Source organism: Bradyrhizobium sp. WSM3983 (assembly GCF_000473045.1).
Lineage (GTDB): Bacteria > Pseudomonadota > Alphaproteobacteria > Rhizobiales > Xanthobacteraceae > Bradyrhizobium.
The window spans coordinates 106,554-124,339 of the sequence record NZ_AXAY01000007.1; the positions used below are offsets into that span (position 1 = coordinate 106,554).

Consider the following 17,786-nt stretch of genomic DNA (forward strand, 5'->3'; position numbering starts at 1 on the left):
AAAGCGGGGCATCTTATCGATGGCGTGAATGAACGCGTATGACTTGTCCTGTAGATGAGAGTCCATGAGCATATTTTCGATTGCTACATCCGGACTTTCTGCAGCGAGTTTGCGTGTCAGCGTGGCCGCGAGCAATATCGCCAATGTCAGTACGACCGGCCCGCTCCCTGCGTCAGGCGCAGCGGCCGGTGCCGGCAGTTCGAGCACGAGTTCGGCTTATCCCGCGGCTTATGTGCCGTTGCGGGTCGATCAGGTCGACCAATCGAGTGGCTCGACGCCGGGCGGTACGGTTGCGACGGTGTCGACCGTTTCGCCGAGCTATACCGCACAATCCGACCCAAGCGCTCCCTACGCAAACCAGGATGGCCTGGTCGCAGCGCCGAACGTCGATCTCGCCAGTGAATTCGTTCAACTGGCGACCGCAAAGTACAGCTTCATCGCCAATGCGAAGGTTATTCAAGCTTACTCGGAAACGACAGAGTCGCTTCTCGACATCAAGACGTGATGCCGAACCGCCGCCTGAATCGGCGGCGGGAACCTCGCCGGACTTTGATCCGCGTCAAAATCTCCTTTCCTCAGCCGGGCTAAATAGGGCTAGAGTGCCGCCGGGGCAGGCAGGAGGTCCCATGTCAACTTATGTCGTCAGGTTCATGAAGGACGTGCTCGGCCAGTACGGGCGGCAGATCGAGGTTTGCCAGGGGGCGCTCGAGATCGACGCCGCCGACGAGGACGAAGCCAGGGAGCGGGCGAAGGCGAGGTTTTGTAAGGACCAGGCGTTGCATCACTGGTCGCTGCATGCCGACCGCATCCAGGTCAGACCGGCTGACTTTCCCTCGTAGGGTTTAACGTCCGGGTGTCGTCAGCGATGGCGGCGCGGTTACGCCGGCGCCGAGCGAACGCTGCACCATGGCGGTGTCCGACCAGCGGCCGTGCCGATAGGCAACGCCGCAAAGCAGGCCGACGCGCGAAAATCCAAACTTCTCGTGCAGGGCCAGCGAGGGCGCGTTGTCGGCATCGATATAGCCGATCATCTGGCGGAAGCCGGCGGCCGCACACGCATCGATCAGGTCCTGGAGCAGCAGCCGTCCGACCCCGCGGCCGAGATGCCCGTGGTGGACGTAAATCGAGTGCTTGGCCGTGTAGCGATAGGCCGGTCGCTTGCGAAACAGCACCGCATAGGCGTAGCCGACGACCTCGCCGCGATAGGTCGCGACCAGATGTGGCAGCCGGGTCTGCTTCAAATTCTTGCGCCGGTCGCGCAGATCATCGGGCTCCGGCGCGCCGGTTCCCTCGACATCGCGCGGCACGCCGTTGCGGACGTGATGGCGGTAGATCGCCAGCATCGCCTCGATATCGCTCTCGCGCGACGGCCGGACCAGAACCGGCTCGTCATCGGTGCGTGCAATCGCTGTTTCGTTCATCGGCACCTACTCGGCAACGACGTAAGTATAGAGCCCGATGCGCCCCCGCGCATCGACCTCCTTGTAGACGCCCTGGATCTCCACATCGAAGCCTTGAAATGTATTGAAGCAAGTCTCGAACATCTTGAGATAATCCACCATGGGCTTTGCCCGCTCCGTCAGCCGCTCGCCGGGGACGATGGTGGCAATGCCAGGCGGATAGACCACGAAGGGCGTGGTGGCGATGCGACCGGCGATCGCCTCGATCGGCAGATAGTCGACGTCGTTCTTGAACAGGAAGCGAGCGGCATCGCGCGGCGACATCGCGATCTCAGGCATGTGCTCGGGCATGAACTGCCGCGCCTGGAGCGTGCTGACGTCGGCGGCGCGGAAGAATCCGTGCATCTCGCCGCAGAGGTCACGCAGCCGCACGCCGGCATAGCGCGCCTGCCGCCGCTGATAGAATTCCGGGATTGCGTCGGCGAGGAGCGCATTGTCGTCGTGCAGCCTCTTGAACGCGACGAGGCCGGAGATCAGCGTGCCGGCCTTGCTCGCCTCGACACCCGGGGTGAGCAGGAAGAGCAGCGAGTTGAGGTCGTTCTTTTCAGGGACGATGCGGTTTTCACGCAGGTACTGCGCGACGACCGGGGCGGGGATGCCGTGCTCGGCATAGGTGCCGGTGGCGCGGTCGAAGCCGGGGGTGAGCAGCGTCAGTTTGTTCGGATCGGTCATGGCAAAGCCCTCGGCCATGCCGGGAAAGCCGTGCCAATTGCTGTCAGGTGAGAGTTGCCAGAGCGCGGGATTGGTGGCGAGTTCGTCGGTCGACAGCGTCTCCCAGGCGACGTTATGCGCGGACCCGGGGCGGCTGACGTCAGGGATGGCGACGCGATCGGGAACGAATGGCTCGAAGAACCAGCGCCGGTCCGCGTTCTGCTCCTTCTCCTCGAACTCCCGGCGCATCGCGCGGATTTTCTTGCGCAGCTCGATGCCCAGCCGAATTGTGTCGTCCCACAGCACTTCGCCGGAGCGGCCCTTCATCATCTGCGCGCCGACGTCGAGCGAGGCGAACAGCGGATAGAACGGCGAGGTCGAGGCGTGCTGCATGAAGCTTTCGTTGAAGCGGCGATGCTCGACGCGGCGCTTCTGGCCGCGGATGTGGCGGTCCTTGATGTGGATTTGCGAGGCCTGCGAAAAGCTCGCGAGTTGCTTGTGGGTCGACTGCGTCGCGATGATGCCGGGTGCCTCCGGCGGGAGGTTGGCGAGGCCCATCGCGAAGCGGCCAGCATAGAGCGGATGGAATTTCATGAAGCCGGCCCAGGCCTCGTCGAACAGGATGTATTCGCAGAGATGGCCGATGCGCTTCAGGATCATTTCGGCGTTGTGGATCGTGCCGTCGTAGGTGCATTGCTCGACCACGGCGACGCGGAACGGCCGCTCCTTGCGCCAGGCGTCCTTGTCGGTGACCAGGGGATGATTGCGGATCGTCTCGCGCAGGGCTTTCTCGTCGAGCATGTCCCAGCGCATCGGGCCGATCAGGCCCCAGGCGTTGCGGATGGTCGGGACATAGACCGGGATGCCGCCGCCGATCATCAGCGCACCATGATGGGCGGCCTTGTGATTGTTGCGGTCGAACAGCACGAGGTCGCCGTCGGTGACGAGCGCGCCGAGCGCGACCTTGTTCGAGGTCGAGGTACCGTTGAGCACGAAATAGGTCTTTTCCGCACCGAAGATCGCCGCCGCTTCCTTCTGCGCCTTCAGGGCAGGCCCCTCATGGGTGAGGAGGTCGCCGAGATCGAGCACCGAATTGTCGAGGTCGTCGCGAAACACGGATTCGCCGAGATGCTCGACGAAGACCCGGCCGATCGGGCTGCGGTTGTAGAACACGCCGCCATTGTGACCGGGACAGGTCCAGAGCTGGTTGCCCTCCTCGGCGTAGTCGACCAGCGCACCGAAGAAAGGCGTCTTCAGCGTCTCGGCATATTGCTTGAGCCGGCTGATCAGATTCTTGGCAATGAAGGTCGGTGTCTCCTCGGAGAGGAAGACATAGCCGTCGATGAAGTCGAGCACCTCGACCGGCAGGTCTTCGAAGCGCTTGCGCCGGATCAGGAGGATGATCGGGAAGTCGAGGCCCCGGCGCCGCATCAGGTTGATCAGCGCGGAGGTCTTGCCCTCAAGCCCCTTCTTGCCCCAATCCACCACCATGCAGCCGATGGCGGCATCGGTCTGCACCGCGATTTCGGCGTCTTCCAGCTTGCGGGCCCTGACGACCTCGAAGCCGGAACGCTGGATCTCCTCGACGATCTGGTTGAAGCGGATGCCCTCGAGGTCGTCGGCGTCGAACACAGGTGCGGCGAACAGGAAGTTGAAGCGCTTGAAATAGTCCATGGCGTGTCCCGAATGTGCGAGACGGACAGGTCTCTGCACATTCGATGACAGTTCTATGACCGTCGCTGAAACCTTCGCGGTTCTGGCTGGTTGACTGCCGATGCCCGCATCGTGCCGGGGCTCAGCAGGTGGATTCGAGGGAACGGCAGATATCCGGCTGCCGGTGCCGATTTGACACAGGGACGAAAAGAGCACTGGTTTTCGCGACTTGCCTCGGAAATCGCAACCCGGAGCGGCCGTCCCGGGCCGTTCGCTTTCGCGGTCTGCTTCGTGGTGGTCTGGCTGGTCAGTGGCCCGATCTTCGACTTCTCCGATACCTGGCAGCTGATTATGAACACGTGCAGCAGCATCGTCACGTTTCTGATGGTGTTCCTGATACAGAACACACAGAACAGGGACAGCACCGCACTCCAGCTGAAGCTTGACGAGCTCATTCGAGCAAATGCTCCGCGGAAAGACCTCGTCGGCATCGAGGAAAAGCCGGAATCGGAGATCGAATCCAAGCGACGCGAGACGCGCGGCAATTGAGCGCAGACTGGTCGGCGAATTCCAGGAGGACGCGTTGGCTACCGCTTCGTCTCGCCGAACACCACGGTCGGTACCGCGCGATTGACGACCTCGCGCAGCGCGAAGCTCGATTGCACCCGCGCCACGCGCGGCAGGCGGGACAGCTCGGTGCGGTGGATGCGCTCGAAATCCTGGATGTCGCGGGCGAGCACGATCAGGATGTAGTCGTCGGTGCCCGACATCAGGAAGCAGCGCACGACGGAGGGGCACTTCATCACCTCGGCCTCGAACGCTTTCAGCGCCTCGTCGCTCTGGCTCTCCAGCGCAATGCGCACCAGCACCGTGGTGGTGAGGCCGAACTGCGCCAGATCCAGCGCGGCCTGGTAGGCCTGAATGTAGCCGTCATCCTCCAGCGTCTTCTGCCGCCGCGCCAGCGCGGTGCTCGACAGGCCAACCTTGTTGGCGAGCTCGGTGTGGCTGGCCCGCGCATTGGTCGTGAGTTCCGCGAGGATGGCGAGATCTTTCCGGTCGAGGGCCAAGGTTTCGTTTCCAGCGTGAAAGGACACTTCCGCGACCGAAACCGGCGCGGGAAGGCCAAAGCTAGCGGATATTTGCACGAAACCAAACCGGCCTCGTCGCTACGATCACAGGGTGAATCAAAAAGGAGCCCAGGATGCGCGTCGGTGTGCCCAAGGAGATCAAGGTCCAGGAATATCGCGTCGGGCTTACCCCGGGCGCCGTTCGCGAATATGTCGCGGCCGGGCATCTGGTAACGGTCGAGACTGGCGCGGGCAGCGGCATCGGCGCGTCCGACGAGGTGTATCAGCGGGCAGGGGCCTCCATTGCTGCGAGCGCGCGCGACCTCTTCGCCGAGTCCGACATGATCGTGAAGGTGAAGGAGCCGCAGAAGAGCGAATGGGCCCGGCTCCGCGAAAGCCAGATCCTGTTTACTTATCTTCATCTTGCGCCCGATCCCGAACAGGCCAAGGGCTTGCTTGCCTCGGGCTGCACTGCGATTGCTTATGAAACCGTCACCGACGCGGCCGGTCACCTTCCCTTGCTTGCGCCGATGAGCGAAGTCGCCGGCCGCCTCGCCATCGAGGCCGCCGGCGCCGCGCTCAAGCGATCGGCTGGCGGTCGCGGGCTGTTGTTGGGCGGTGTCCCAGGCGTGCAGCCGGCGCGCGTTGTCATTCTTGGCGGCGGTGTCGTGGGAACGCAGGCCGCGCGCATGGCCGCAGGCCTCGGCGCCGAAGTCACCGTGATCGACCGCTCGATCCCGCGCTTACGCGAGCTCGATGATCTCTTCGCCGGTCGTGTGCGCACCCGCTTCTCGACCATCGAGTCCGTCGAAGACGAGGTGTTTGGCGCGGACGTCGTGATCGGCGCGGTGCTGGTGCCCGGCGCCAGTGCGCCAAAGCTCGTCACGCGTGCGATGCTGTCGTCGATGCGGCCGGGTGCCGTGCTGGTTGACGTCGCGATCGACCAGGGCGGCTGCTTCGAAACCTCGCATGCGACGACGCATGCGGAGCCGACCTATGAGGTCGACGGCGTCGTGCATTATTGCGTGGCTAACATGCCAGGCGCGGTGCCGGTGACGTCGAGCCAGGCACTGAACAATGCGACGCTGCCGTTCGGCCTGATGCTCGCCAACAAAGGCTTTGCCGCAGTGCTGGAAAGTCCGCATCTGCGCAACGGTCTGAACGTCCATCGCGGCCGCATCACCAACAAGGCGGTGGCGGAGAGCCTTGGGATGGAATTCGCGCCGGTCGGGAGTGGGCTGGCGGCCTGATAGGGCCGTCATTGCTGTGCGTAGCGAAGCAATTCAGAATCCCTCCGCGGAAAGACTCTGGATTGCTTCGCTTCGTTCGCAATGACGATGGGGACGAGCGCCACTCAAGCTTCGGCCAGAGTCCATGCTGACGAATTGCCTCACGCCTTTGTCAGCCTGTACTGCCGCAGATCCGGATCGTGCGTCATGCGCCAGTAATCCACGAACCGCCACGGCATCGCCGAAAACACGCGGCCACTGCAGTTGCGGTAGTAGGTGCTCATGCCGGGATGGGTCCAGATCATCGCCTCGTGCTCGGTATCGACTTTGCGGACATAGTCGTCGAGCACCTCTCGGCGCACATCGATCGCGGCGACGTCGCGCTCGATCATGTCGACGAGGCAGGCGGAGATGTAGCGGCTCTGGCATTCCGACTGGAAGATGACGCTGCCACCATGGGCCGGGCCAGCGTTCGGGCCGAGCATGCAGAAGAAGTTGGGAAAATCCGGCACGGTGAGGCCGAGGAACGCCGTCGGATTGTCGTTGGCCCAGGCATCGCGCAGGTTCTTGCCGTCGCGGCCGCTGATGTTGAGGCGCGCCGCCATCTCCGCAACCTTGAAGCCGGTGGCGACCACGATGATGTCGGCGGGGCGGTGCTTGCCGTCGGCGGTGACGATGCCGGTTTCGTCGAAATGGTCGATCGCGTCGGTGACGAGCTCGACATTGTCCCGCCGCAAGGTCGTGAACCAGTTGTTGTCGAGCAGGATGCGCTTGCCATAGGGCGGGTAGGTCGGCACACACTTTTCGATCAGGTCGGGCCGGTCCTTCAGCTCGGTCAGGATGAAGTCGGTCAGTTCCTGGCGATGCCGGTCGTTGCCCTTGTTGACGGCGCGCTCCGGATGCGGCCAGGCCGGGTCCTTGCGCAGGAACGGCAACAGGCCGTCGCCGTAGCGCCAGAACATGTTGAAGCGATACCACTGCACATAGAGCGGCAGATGCGCGAGCAGCCAGCGCGCGCCCTCGGTGATCGGATCGGCATAGCCCTTCACCGGCCGCGCCCATTGCGCGCTGCGCTGATAGACGGTGACCGAGGCGACGCGGCCAGCGATTGCCGGCACCAGCTGCATCGACGTCGCGCCGGTGCCGATCACGGCGACATGCTTGCCGTCGAGCTTGATATCGTCCGACCACAGCGCCGAGTGCAGGATTGTGCCTTTGAAATCCTCCTCGCCCCTGAAGTGCGCACGCGAGGGATCGTTGAGCTGGCCGATGGCCGAGACGAGGGTGGTGGATTCGATGGTCTCTTCGCCGTTCGTCGTCTTCAGCGTCGAGATCCAGCGTCGCTTGCCCTCATCCCAACGCGACGCCGTCAGTTCGGTATTGACGCGCAGATGTTTCCGGATGCCGTATTCGTCGGCGACCTTCTTGAGATAGCCGAGCAGTTCTTCGCGCTGGCAGAAATAGCGCGTCCATGCATTGCCCGAGCCGAACGAGTAGGAATAGGAATGGTTCGGCGTATCGACGCCGCAGCCCGGATAGCGGTTGATCCACCAGGTGCCGCCGAGCTCGGCGTTCTTCTCGACGATGGTGTAGGGGATGCCGAGATGGCCGAGCGCCACGCCGAGCGCGATGGCGCAGACGCCAGCGCCGACGATCAGGACATGCTGATCGGCGAGCTTTTCGTCCGAGGGGCGCGTCGTCCACCGCGACTGGCGCGGCACAAAGCCCATCTCCTCGCGCATCAGCGGTGCATATTCCGGTGCGACCTTCTCGCCGAGGCAGGCGCGCATCATCTTGAGCAGCAGCTCTTCGCCGGGATCGATGATGACAGGCTTCGGCGTGCCGTCGGCAAACAGCTTGACGACAGCGGCGCGGATTTCGTCCTGGATCTCGCGGGGCACACCGGCCTCGGGATCGGGAATGAGACGAATATCGCGCTTGGGCAAATAGGGCGGCTCGAGCCAGCGTTCGTCGCCGGTCATGTGCACCAGCACCATCAGCAGGCAGCGGATGTCGGCTTCCGCGAGGGCCGAGGCAAGGTCGAGCGGTTTGCGTGGAGATTCGATGTTCATCGTCTTCTTCTGATCTCCGGCGATCCAGCAACGAACGAAGGACCCGCGGCGACGGTACGCTAGTCGACAAGGACGGAATCGTCCATTCGGGCGGGATCCGGCAACGCTCCGGTGCCCGAATAGGGCGGGAGAAGAAAACTATTGCTCCGGGACCTTCCGGCGGAAGGAGTTTCCCCTCGATGGGGCAAAAACGCCAATCGCTTCCATTGCTGTTTGGGGCCGAAACGACGACATTTCCGTCAGAAATTGATGGATTGACGGCCATGGAACGCACTGGATTTGAGCCCTTCGGCGAGCAGCTGGTGTCCGCAACGGACACCCAGCCGCGGTCGCGCGCGTCAAAGATGCTGCTGCGGGCCGGCACCGGCCTGTTCTGGTCGCTGGTCGCTGCCATCGTGCTGGCGCGCGCCGCGTTCTTTGAACCGGGCGTCTATGACGGCTTCAGCCACGTGGCCTCGCTCGCCAAGAACCTGCTGTTCTGAGCCGGATTGTTCCGGGCTGAGGATAGAACTTCCCTCGGCCCTGATATGCCGAAAACTTATTCCCCAACCCGACTGCCGTGCGTATAAATCTTTCTCCTCTGGGAGAGATTTGTGTCGCAGAATCAAGCATCCAGCCCGGCTGACGCCAAGCCGACCACTGCCGTAAGCCGCATCGTTGCGCTGATTCCCGGCATTCTTCTGTGCGTCGCAGTGGCTGGCGTCTCGGCCCTGCTGGAACGGGCCGAGCTCGGCGTGTTCGAACACCCCTATGTCGAGGCGCTGGTGATGGCGATCCTGCTGGGGATGGCCGTGCGCAGCTTCTGGAAACCGGCGCCGCGCTGGCAGGCCGGCATCGCCTTCAGCGCCAAACAGCTGCTTGAAGTCGCCGTCATGCTGCTGGGGGCCTCCATCAGCTTTGCCGCCATCGCGGCCTCAGGCATCGCGCTTTTGGCGTCGATCGCGGCCGTGGTGGTGGTGGCCCTCTGCGTCTCCTTCGGTCTCAGCCGCTTGCTTGGCCTGTCGACGCGGCTCTCGATCCTGATCGCCTGCGGCAATTCCATCTGCGGCAATTCCGCCATCGCGGCGGTCGCGCCGATCATCGGCGCCAACAGCGACGAGATCGCATCCTCTATCTCTTTTACCGCCATCCTCGGCGTGATGATGGTGCTGGGCTTGCCGCTGCTGATCCCGCTGTTGCAACTCACCGCCACGCAATACGGCATCCTCGCGGGCCTCACCGTCTATGCGGTGCCGCAGGTGCTCGCCGCAACGGTGCCGGCGGGCCTGATCTCCACGCAGATCGGCACGCTGGTGAAGCTGATGCGCGTGCTGATGCTTGGCCCCGTGGTCGTCGGCCTCTCGCTGGCCGCCTCGCGCTGGCAGACCGGCGCCAAGAAGACCAATGTCGGCTTCTTCCGCCTGGTGCCGTGGTTCATCCTTGGCTTCCTCGCGCTGGCGACGCTGCGCTCGCTCGAGATCGTGCCGGGCACGGTGGTTGGTCCCGTGACGAAGATCACGAGCTTCCTTACGGTGGTGTCGATGGCCGCGCTGGGCTTGGGCGTCGACGTGAAGGTGCTTGCCAATGTCGGGGGACGGGTGACAGCCGCGGTGACGCTGTCGCTGATGCTACTGCTGGGGATCAGCATCGTGCTGGTGCACTGGTTTAAGTGAGGGACGCGCCGCGCTGGCGCGCATGAATTGCGGCGCGCTGCAGCGCTGGACTTCCCCCGCCAGACCGGTATTGGTTTTCGCCAACGTGATTGGCCGTAGAGCCAGTGCTGCCGATCCGAGAGCAAACGAGGACGCCGCCATGACGACACTGACCGTGAAAGATCTTCTCCCCGAGGATGGAACGAAGGGGACGCTGGTCGGCCGCGTCTGGCTGCCGCAGGCGAACGGTCCGGCCGTCGTTGCCGTCCGCACTGACGGCGTCTTCGACGTCACCGCAAAGTTTCCGACCATCAGCGCGCTTTGCGAAGAGGACAATCCCGCCAAGACGCTTGCCGCAACCAAGGGCGAGCGTATCGGCGACCTCGAAGCCATCGTCGCCAACACGGCGCCCGATGGGCGTGATTCAACGAAGCCCTGGCTGCTCGCACCCGTTGATCTCCAGACGTTGAAAGCCGCGGGTGTCACCTTCGCGATCTCGATGCTGGAGCGCGTGATCGAGGAGCGGGCCAAGGGCAATCCGGCCTCGGCCGAAGCGATCCGGAAAGAAGTGACACGACTGATCGGCGACGATCTGTCAAAACTCAAGCCGGGCTCGGACCAGGCGATGCACCTGAAGCAGGTGCTGATCGACCAGAACGCCTGGAGCCAGTATCTCGAAGTCGGTATCGGTCCCGACGCCGAGGTCTTCACCAAAGCACCGACGCTGTCCTCGGTCGGCACCGGCATGGATGCCGGGCTGCATCCGAAGTCGACCTGGAACAACCCGGAGCCGGAGCTGGTGCTGTTCGTCTCCAGCCGCGGCAAGATCGTCGGCGGAGCGCTTGGCAACGACGTGAATCTGCGTGACTTTGAGGGCCGCTCCGCACTGCTTTTATCGAAGGCCAAGGACAACAATGCGTCCTGCGCCATCGGTCCGCTGCTGCGTCTGTTCGACGACAGCTTCACGCTCGACGATGCGCGCAAGCTCGACATCAGCCTCAACGTGAAGGGCGCGGACGGTTTCGTCCTCGACGGCCATTCCTCGATCAGCATGATCAGCCGCGATCCGACCGATCTCGTCGCGCAGACCATCGGCAAGGTGCATCAATATCCTGATGGTTTTGTGCTGTTCCTCGGCACGATGTTCGCACCCGTCAAGGATCGCGAAGCGCCGGGGCAGGGCTTCACCCACAAGCGCGACGATATCGTCACCATCGCCGCACCTCAGCTCGGCAAGCTCGTGAATCGGATGCGGACCAGTGACGAGTGCGAGCCCTGGACGTTCGGCATCGGTGCGCTGATGAAGAACCTGGCGCAGCGGGAGGTGATCTAGCGGTCGGCTCGCTTCCCCTCGCCCCGCTTGCGGGGAGAGTTCAAATTCGATCGGAGATCGAATTCGGGTGAGGGGGACTCTCCGCCGGTTCAGCTCTCACCGTTTCTGTGGAAGGAGCCTCTCGCCGCAACCCCCTCCCCGTAAGAACGGGGCGAGGGGAGCACCTTTGCTCGGGCGACCATCCACAAACATTCCTTCACCTTAGCGTTGCATAAATCGAAAAGAATCGCGCCTAGCGTGTGATCTACGCAAGTCTGCGGCACCTCTGCATCATTCGTCCAAATAGTCAGATAATATGACTATACGAAGCCGCTGTTCCGTGAAATAGTCCCTTCCGCCGCCTCAAGGGCCGGCCTGAGGGTGTCATGCTACCAGCGGCGCCCCAGATAAACAATCTTGGGAGATACGCCTGATGACCCTCAAAGCCCTCTTTGCGGCCAGCGCCACGGCCACGTTGTTGCTCGCGCTGCCGGCCAATGCCGCCGAGCTCACCGTCGGCTTCTCGCAGATCGGATCGGAATCCGGCTGGCGCGCGGCCGAGACCTCGGTCTCCAAGCAGGAGGCCACCAAGCGCAAGGTCAATCTCAAGATCGCCGACGCGCAGCAGAAGCAGGAGAACCAGATCAAGGCGATCCGCTCCTTCATCGCGCAGAATGTCGACGCGATCTTCCTGGCGCCCGTGGTCTCGACCGGCTGGGATTCGGTGCTGAAGGAAGCAAAGGAAGCCAAGATCCCGGTCGTGCTGCTCGACCGCGACATCGATCCATCGGGCAAGGACCTCTATCTCACCGCCGTCACCTCGGACAGCGTGCACGAAGGCGCGGTCGCTGGCGACTGGCTGGCCAAGACCGTCGGCGACAAGGCCTGCAACATCGTCGAATTGCAGGGCACGGTCGGCGCGAGCGTCGCCGCCAATCGCAAGAAAGGCTTTGACACCGCCATTGCCAAGCACGCCAATTTGAAGGTGGTGCGCAGCCAGACCGGCGACTTCACCCGCGCCAAGGGCAAGGAAGTGATGGAGAGCTTCATCAAGGCCGAAGGCGGCGGCAAGAACATCTGCGCGGTCTACGCGCACAACGACGACATGATGGTCGGCGCGATCCAGGCGATGAAGGAAGCCGGCCTCAAGCCGGGCAAGGACATCCTCACGGTCTCGATCGACGCGGTCCCCGACATCTTCAAGGCGATGGTCGCCGGTGAAGCCAATGCCACAGTCGAGCTGACGCCGAACATGGCGGGCCCTGCTTTCGATGCCGTCGCGGCGTTCAAGGAGAAGGGCACCGTTCCGCCGAAGTGGATCCAGACCGAATCCAAGCTGCTCACCGCCGCCGACGATCCGCAGAAGGTCTACGACAGCAAGAAGGGCCTCGGTTACTGAGGCGGGCGTCTCGCCGGACCACTCCTTTGTGGTCCGGCCCCCCTTCGAAACCGCCGCGCGAACGAATAGGGTGGGTGTCCGCAGCATAAGCGGGCGCCGGTGGGAGTGACGTCGTTATGGAGAACAGCCTTGATCCTGCTCCGCCCCTGTTGGAGGTGCGCGGGATCAGCAAGAGCTTCGGCGCGGTGCGTGCGTTGCAGGAGGTCGACTTCACGCTTCGCGCCGGCGAGATCCATGCGCTGCTCGGCGAGAACGGCGCCGGCAAATCTACGCTGATCAAGGTCGTCACCGGCGTGTTCCCGCGCGATGCCGGTCTCGTCCGTCTGGGCGACGAAGAGGTCGCGCCGCGTTCGGCCAAGTCCGCGCTGCAGGCCGGCATTGCCACCGTCTACCAGGAAGTCAATCTGCTGCCGAACCTGTCGGTGGCGCAGAACTTGTTTCTCGACCGCCAGCCGATGCGCTTCGGCATCGTGCGCGAAGGCGAGATGCGCCGTCGCGCCAAGGCGCTTCTCACGGAGTTCGGTCTCGATATCGACGTTGCCGCGCCACTTGGCAATTATTCGGTGGCGATACAACATGTCACCGCGATCGCGCGCGCGGTCGATCTTTCCGCGCGCGTGCTGATCCTGGACGAACCGACCGCGAGCCTCGATCGTCACGAGGTCGAGATCCTGTTCGGAATCATGCGCCAGCTTGCCAGGCGCGGCATCGGCATCGTCTTCGTCAGTCATTTCCTCGATCAGGTCTACGAGATCTCAGACCGCATCACTGTGTTGCGTAACGGCCGCCTGGTTGGTGAGCGCGAGACCGCCTCGCTGCCGCGGCTGGAGCTGATCCGGATGATGCTCGGGCGCGAGCTGGCCGAGACCACCAGTTCACGGGCAGCGGCGAGCGAACAGAAAGCGCGCGAGGTCTGCGCCAGTTTCGAGAATTACGGCAAGGCCGGATATGTCGCCCCGTTCAATCTCGAGCTGCGCCGTGGCGAGGTCGTCGGCCTCGCGGGCCTCCTCGGCTCGGGCCGCACCGAGACGGCGCGGCTGGTGTTCGGCGCCGAGCGTGCCGATGGCGGGCAGGCGAGGGTGGAGGGCGCTTCGGTGCGGCTGCAGTCGCCGCGCGATGGCGTGCGCCACGGCTTTGGCTATTGCCCTGAGGAGCGCAAGACCGACGGCATCGTCGCCGAACTCAGCGTGCGCGAGAACATCGTGCTGGCGCTTCAGGCCAAGCGCGGGCTGCATCGGCCGCTGTCGCGTCGCGAGCAGGACGAGATCGCGCGCCGTTACGTCAAGATGCTCGACATCCGCCCGCCCGATGCCGAACGGCCCGTCGGCCTGCTCTCCGGCGGCAATCAGCAAAAGGTGCTGCTGGCGCGCTGGCTCGCGACCGCGCCGCGGCTTCTCGTGCTGGATGAACCGACGCGCGGCATCGATGTCGGCGCGCATGCCGAGATCATCCGCCTGATCCGCGAGCTCTGCGACGACGGGCTGGCGCTGCTGGTGATCTCCTCGGAGCTCGACGAGATCGTGACCTATTCCGACCGTGTGGTCGTGCTGCGCGATCGTGTCCATGTCGAGGAGCTCTCGGGCGAGGCCATCGACGTCACCAACATTCTCGCGGCCATCGCCGCCGATGGCGCAGCGATGCAAGAGGCCCGGGCATGACAGAGCTGTTGCCGCGCCGCGGCCTTGCCCAGATCCTGGCTTTGATCGTCATCCTCGCGGTCGACCGCGTGGTGTCGCCGCAATTCTTCGACCTGCGGCTTCAGGACGGTCGTCTGTTCGGCAGCCTCATCGACGTCCTCAACCGCGGCACGCCGGTGGCGCTGCTCTCGCTCGGTATGGTGCTGGTGATCGCGACGCGCGGCATCGACCTTTCCGTCGGTGCGGTGATGGCGATCTGCGGCGCGATTGCCGCGAGCCTCGCCGACAGCCACGGCCTGCCGGTGGTGCTGGCGGCGGCGCTTGGCGCCGGTTTGATCTGCGGGTTGTGGAACGGCTTCCTCGTCGCGGTGCTCGGCATGCAGCCGATAGTGGCGACGCTGATCCTGATGGTCGCCGGGCGCGGTATCGCCCAGCTCATCACCGAAGGACGGATCGTGACGTTCTCCTCGCCGGACCTGGTCTGGCTCGGGAACGGCGCCATTCTCGGCGTGCCTGTCCCGATCGCGATCGCGCTTGGCATGCTGATCCTCACGGGTGCGGTAGTGCGCGGCTCGGCGCTCGGGCTCCTGATCGAGGCAACCGGCGGCAATGCGCGGGCGAGCGAGCTTGCCGGCGTCGGCACGCGCGCGATGATTTTGGCGGTCTATGTCTGGTGCGGGGTCTGTGCCGCGCTCGCCGGCGTGATCGCTGCGGCTGACATCATGGGAGCGGATGCCAATAATGCCGGCCTCTGGCTCGAGCTCGACGCCATCCTCGCGGTGGTGATCGGCGGCACCTCGTTGTTCGGAGGCCGCTTCAGCCTTGTCCTGGCGGTGCTGGGTGCGCTAATCATCCAGACCATGAACACCGGCATTTTGCTGTCAGGCTATCCGCCGGAGTTCAACCTGCTGGTCAAGGCCGTGGTGGTGCTCGCCGTGCTGCTGCTGCAATCGCCAAAACTGTCCGGCTTTGCCGGCATCATGGTGCGGCTGCGGAGAACGAAACCATGAAAGGCCTGCCGCCCGTCCTGATCACGGCCATCGTTCTCGTCGCGGGCTTCGCAGCTTGCGCGGTGCAGTTTCCCAACATCGCCTCCACCCGCGTGGTCGGCAACCTCCTGACCGACAATGCCTTCCTCGGCATCGTCGCGACCGGCATGACCTTCGTCATCATCTCCGGCGGCATCGATCTCTCGGTCGGCTCGGTGATCGGATTCACCACAGTGTTCGTGGCGCTCGCGATCGAGCGCTGGGGCGTGCCGCCGCTGGTCGCGTTCGTCGCCATCCTCGCGCTCTCGGCGGCCTTTGGCGCCGCGATGGGCGCGATCATCCATGTCTTCGACCTGCCGCCTTTCATCGTCACGCTCGCCGGCATGTTTCTGGCGCGCGGCGCCAGCTTCCTGCTCTCGACGGAATCGGTGCCGATCACCGCGCCGGTTTATTCGACCGTGTCCGACTTCGCGTTGCGCATGCCCGGTGGCGGGCGTTTGAGCGCGATCGCGATCATCATGCTCGCCATCGTGATCGGCGGCGTCTTGCTGCTGCAACTCACCCGGTTCGGCGCCAATGTCCATGCGCTCGGCGGCAGCCGGGCGACTGCCAGCCTGATGGGCGTCGCGGTCGGCAAGATGACGGTGAAGATCTACATGCTATCGAGCCTGCTCGCGGGCATCGCCGGCATCGTGTTCTCTTTCTACACCAGCGCCGGCTATTCTCTCTCCGCCGTCGGCGTCGAGCTCGACACAATTGCAGCCGTTGTCATCGGCGGCACGCTGCTCACGGGCGGGCAGGGCTCGGTGATCGGCACCTTCCTCGGCGTGCTGATCCAGGGCATGATCCAGACCTACATCAATTTCGACGGCACGCTGTCGAGCTGGTGGACCAAGATCGCGACCGGCGTCTTGCTGTTCGCCTTTATCGCGCTGCAGCAGGGGCTGGTCGCGCTGGCGCGCCGGCCGGCGGCGAAGCGCGCGGGAGCCGTCTCATGACCTCGCGCATCGTCGTCATTCCGACACCACGGGCCCATTCCAACCACGCGGAGGTCGCGCGCTCGATCGGCGTCGACATCATCGCTGGCCGCTATGCGGAAGGGGTGCGGCTTCCGGGTGATGCCGAGCTGACGGCGATGTTCGGCGTGTCGCGGCCGGTGCTGCGCGAGAGCGTGAAGACGCTCGTGGCCAAGGGGCTTTTGACCACCAAGGCGCGGGTCGGCACCGTCGTGCGCGAGCGCGCTGCGTGGAACATGTTTGATGCCGACGTGCTGGCCTGGCATCTCGACGCCGGTATCGACAGGCGTTTTCTCAACGACCTCGCCGAGATCCGCCTCGCGGTCGAGCCGCGCGCGGCAGCGCTCGCGGCCACGCGCCGTTCGGAGGAGGACATCGCCGAGCTTCAGCGCAGCATGGACCGCATGCGGCACGAGACGTCCGAGTCCGTCGGCTTTGCCGATGCCGACCTCGCCGTGCACCTTGCGGTGGCGCGAGCATCCGGCAATCTGTTCATGCGCTCCATCGGTCATGTGATCGAGGCTGCCTTGCGTGCGGCTTTCATGCTCAGTGCACCGGCCGGGTCGGAGGACCGCGAGATCGCCTTGGTCTGGCACCAGAAGATCGTCGACTCGATCGCAACCGGTGATGCCGACGCGGCGGCCGAGGCGATGGCCTTCGTCATTCACAACGGCATGCGCCGGCATCAGGGAGTGGCGGCCGAAACAGCACCGGCGGCACCTGCAGAATCTGGAGAAAGTTCGTGACAACCTTTCGCATCGCCATCGTCGGCTTCGGCAAGATCGCGCGCGACCAGCATGTCGGCGCGATCGCCGCGACGCCGGGCGCCATGCTAGCCGCCGTTGCCAGCCGTAACGCGTCGCTGCCGGGCCTGCCGCATTTTGCGACCATCGAGGAGCTGCTGGAGAAGGGCCCGGAGATCGATGCGGTGTCGCTCTGCACACCGCCGCAGGTGCGACGCGCCCAGGCCGCTGCGGCGCTCGCCGCCGGCAAGCATGTCATGCTGGAGAAGCCGCCCGGCATCGGCGTTGCCGAGCTCGACCCGCTGACCGCGATGGCGGCAGACGCAAAGCGCACTTTGTTTGCGACCTGGCATTCGCGCCATGCCCCCGCGGTCGAGCCAGCCCGCGAATGGCTGGCTACGCGCAGGATCAAGTCGGTGCACATCAATTGGAAGGAAGACGTCCGTGTCTGGCATCCCGGCCAGGCCTGGATTTGGGAACCCGGCGGGCTCGGCGTGTTCGATCCCGGTATCAACGCGCTCTCGATCCTGACCCGCATCCTGCCAAGGCCGGTGTTCGTCACCGCGGCTGAGCTTGCTTTTCCGGCCAATTGCCAGTCGCCGATTGCCGCCAATCTGACGCTGACCGACATCAGCGACCTGCCGATCACGGCAGAGTTCGACTTTCGCCAGACCGGGCCGCAGAGCTGGGACATCGTCGCGGAAACCGATCAGGGTCGGATGACATTGTCCCGCGGTGGCAGGATCATGGAGGTCGACGGCAAGGTTGTTGCCGACGCGCCCGATGAGGAATATCGAGAGCTGTACCGGCACTTCGTCAAGCTCGCGGAGTCCGGCGCGAGCGATGTCGACCTGGCACCGCTTCGTCTCGTCGCCGACGCTTTCCTGCTCGGCAAGCGTAACATCGTCGAACCGTTTGTGGACTAGA

The 17,786-nt window shown here is 64.3% G+C and carries 17 protein-coding genes; 13 read left to right on the forward strand and 4 right to left on the reverse strand.

All coding sequences use genetic code 11. The features are described 5' to 3' along the window. Nucleotides 1–64 precede the first annotated feature (64 nt). Nucleotides 65–505, forward strand: a complete 441-nt coding sequence (locus YUA_RS0113440; protein WP_027531167.1) for a flagellar basal body rod protein FlgC — start codon at nt 65–67, stop codon at nt 503–505. Nucleotides 506–626: 121 nt separating this feature from the next. After that, nucleotides 627–839, forward strand: coding sequence for a hypothetical protein (locus tag YUA_RS51005; RefSeq protein ID WP_027531168.1), 213 nt, complete (start codon nt 627–629; stop codon nt 837–839). A gap of 3 nt (nt 840–842) precedes the next feature. On the opposite strand, the gene YUA_RS0113450 is transcribed toward YUA_RS51005, so the two are convergent. Together YUA_RS0113450 and YUA_RS0113455 are read right to left on the reverse strand one after the other, a co-directional pair. Continuing rightward, nucleotides 843–1,421 carry a GNAT family N-acetyltransferase gene (locus YUA_RS0113450; RefSeq protein WP_027531169.1) on the reverse strand — a complete coding sequence of 193 codons (579 nt, stop codon included), beginning with the start codon at nt 1,419–1,421 and terminating at the stop codon, nt 843–845. Nucleotides 1,422–1,427: 6 nt separating this feature from the next. Then, nucleotides 1,428–3,785, reverse strand: a complete 2,358-nt coding sequence (locus YUA_RS0113455; protein ID WP_027531170.1) for an Orn/Lys/Arg decarboxylase N-terminal domain-containing protein — start codon at nt 3,783–3,785, stop codon at nt 1,428–1,430. 111 nt (nt 3,786–3,896) lie between these two features. On the opposite strand from YUA_RS0113455, the gene YUA_RS43870 reads away from it, so the two are divergent. Continuing rightward, nucleotides 3,897–4,313: a low affinity iron permease family protein gene (locus tag YUA_RS43870; protein WP_245285168.1), complete on the forward strand. Its 417-nt coding sequence runs from the start codon at nt 3,897–3,899 to the stop codon at nt 4,311–4,313. A gap of 38 nt (nt 4,314–4,351) precedes the next feature. Here the strand turns inward: YUA_RS43870 and YUA_RS0113465 are convergent, their stop codons facing one another. Continuing rightward, a complete protein-coding gene (locus YUA_RS0113465; protein WP_027531171.1) occupies nt 4,352–4,831 on the reverse strand; it encodes an Lrp/AsnC family transcriptional regulator in 480 nt (159 codons plus the stop codon). 134 nt (nt 4,832–4,965) lie between these two features. On the opposite strand from YUA_RS0113465, the gene ald reads away from it, so the two are divergent. After that, a complete protein-coding gene (gene ald / locus YUA_RS0113470) occupies nt 4,966–6,081 on the forward strand; it encodes an alanine dehydrogenase (protein ID WP_027531172.1) in 1,116 nt (371 codons plus the stop codon). Between the two features lie 140 nt (nt 6,082–6,221). On the opposite strand, the gene YUA_RS0113475 is transcribed toward ald, so the two are convergent. Continuing rightward, complete coding sequence (locus tag YUA_RS0113475) at nt 6,222–8,132, reverse strand: NAD(P)/FAD-dependent oxidoreductase (protein WP_027531173.1); 1,911 nt, start codon at nt 8,130–8,132, stop codon at nt 6,222–6,224. A 263-nt stretch (nt 8,133–8,395) separates the two neighbouring features. On the opposite strand from YUA_RS0113475, the gene YUA_RS0113480 reads away from it, so the two are divergent. From YUA_RS0113480 to YUA_RS0113520, 9 genes are all read left to right on the forward strand, one after another. Beyond that, on the forward strand, nt 8,396–8,614 hold the full coding sequence (locus YUA_RS0113480; RefSeq protein WP_027531174.1) for a hypothetical protein: 219 nt from the start codon (nt 8,396–8,398) through the stop codon (nt 8,612–8,614). Between the two features lie 111 nt (nt 8,615–8,725). Further along, nucleotides 8,726–9,784 carry a YeiH family protein gene (locus tag YUA_RS0113485; protein ID WP_027531175.1) on the forward strand — a complete coding sequence of 353 codons (1,059 nt, stop codon included), beginning with the start codon at nt 8,726–8,728 and terminating at the stop codon, nt 9,782–9,784. A gap of 139 nt (nt 9,785–9,923) precedes the next feature. Then, nucleotides 9,924–11,096: a fumarylacetoacetate hydrolase family protein gene (locus YUA_RS0113490; RefSeq protein ID WP_027531176.1), complete on the forward strand. Its 1,173-nt coding sequence runs from the start codon at nt 9,924–9,926 to the stop codon at nt 11,094–11,096. Between the two features lie 412 nt (nt 11,097–11,508). Then, complete coding sequence (gene ytfQ, locus YUA_RS0113495) at nt 11,509–12,474, forward strand: galactofuranose ABC transporter, galactofuranose-binding protein YtfQ (protein WP_027531177.1); 966 nt, start codon at nt 11,509–11,511, stop codon at nt 12,472–12,474. 116 nt (nt 12,475–12,590) lie between these two features. Continuing rightward, nucleotides 12,591–14,132, forward strand: coding sequence for a sugar ABC transporter ATP-binding protein (locus YUA_RS0113500; RefSeq protein ID WP_027531178.1), 1,542 nt, complete (start codon nt 12,591–12,593; stop codon nt 14,130–14,132). After that, nucleotides 14,129–15,121 carry an ABC transporter permease gene (locus YUA_RS0113505; protein ID WP_027531179.1) on the forward strand — a complete coding sequence of 331 codons (993 nt, stop codon included), beginning with the start codon at nt 14,129–14,131 and terminating at the stop codon, nt 15,119–15,121. Before YUA_RS0113500 ends, YUA_RS0113505 begins: the two co-directional genes overlap by 4 nt. Beyond that, complete coding sequence (gene yjfF, locus YUA_RS0113510) at nt 15,118–16,098, forward strand: galactofuranose ABC transporter, permease protein YjfF (RefSeq protein WP_027531180.1); 981 nt, start codon at nt 15,118–15,120, stop codon at nt 16,096–16,098. The genes YUA_RS0113505 and yjfF overlap by 4 nt, the downstream gene beginning before the upstream one ends. Further along, nucleotides 16,095–16,862: a FadR/GntR family transcriptional regulator gene (locus tag YUA_RS0113515; RefSeq protein WP_027531181.1), complete on the forward strand. Its 768-nt coding sequence runs from the start codon at nt 16,095–16,097 to the stop codon at nt 16,860–16,862. Before yjfF ends, YUA_RS0113515 begins: the two co-directional genes overlap by 4 nt. Next, complete coding sequence (locus YUA_RS0113520; protein ID WP_027531182.1) at nt 16,859–17,785, forward strand: Gfo/Idh/MocA family protein; 927 nt, start codon at nt 16,859–16,861, stop codon at nt 17,783–17,785. Before YUA_RS0113515 ends, YUA_RS0113520 begins: the two co-directional genes overlap by 4 nt. Nucleotide 17,786 lies beyond the last annotated feature (1 nt).

Bases quoted from the DNA above. Each gene is read 5' to 3' on its own strand.
- ytfQ (WP_027531177.1), top strand. From the start codon at position 11,509: ATGACCCTCAAAGCCCTCTTTGCGGCCAGCGCCACGGCCACGTTGTTG.
- YUA_RS0113475 (WP_027531173.1), bottom strand. From the start codon at position 8,132: ATGAACATCGAATCTCCACGCAAACCGCTCGACCTTGCCTCGGCCCTC.
- YUA_RS0113490 (WP_027531176.1), top strand. From the start codon at position 9,924: ATGACGACACTGACCGTGAAAGATCTTCTCCCCGAGGATGGAACGAAG.
- YUA_RS0113455 (WP_027531170.1), bottom strand. From the start codon at position 3,785: ATGGACTATTTCAAGCGCTTCAACTTCCTGTTCGCCGCACCTGTGTTC.
- YUA_RS0113505 (WP_027531179.1), top strand. From the start codon at position 14,129: ATGACAGAGCTGTTGCCGCGCCGCGGCCTTGCCCAGATCCTGGCTTTG.
- ald (WP_027531172.1), top strand. From the start codon at position 4,966: ATGCGCGTCGGTGTGCCCAAGGAGATCAAGGTCCAGGAATATCGCGTC.
- YUA_RS51005 (WP_027531168.1), top strand. From the start codon at position 627: ATGTCAACTTATGTCGTCAGGTTCATGAAGGACGTGCTCGGCCAGTAC.
- YUA_RS0113450 (WP_027531169.1), bottom strand. From the start codon at position 1,421: ATGAACGAAACAGCGATTGCACGCACCGATGACGAGCCGGTTCTGGTC.
- yjfF (WP_027531180.1), top strand. From the start codon at position 15,118: ATGAAAGGCCTGCCGCCCGTCCTGATCACGGCCATCGTTCTCGTCGCG.
- YUA_RS0113515 (WP_027531181.1), top strand. From the start codon at position 16,095: ATGACCTCGCGCATCGTCGTCATTCCGACACCACGGGCCCATTCCAAC.
- YUA_RS0113500 (WP_027531178.1), top strand. From the start codon at position 12,591: ATGGAGAACAGCCTTGATCCTGCTCCGCCCCTGTTGGAGGTGCGCGGG.
- YUA_RS0113480 (WP_027531174.1), top strand. From the start codon at position 8,396: ATGGAACGCACTGGATTTGAGCCCTTCGGCGAGCAGCTGGTGTCCGCA.
- YUA_RS0113440 (WP_027531167.1), top strand. From the start codon at position 65: ATGAGCATATTTTCGATTGCTACATCCGGACTTTCTGCAGCGAGTTTG.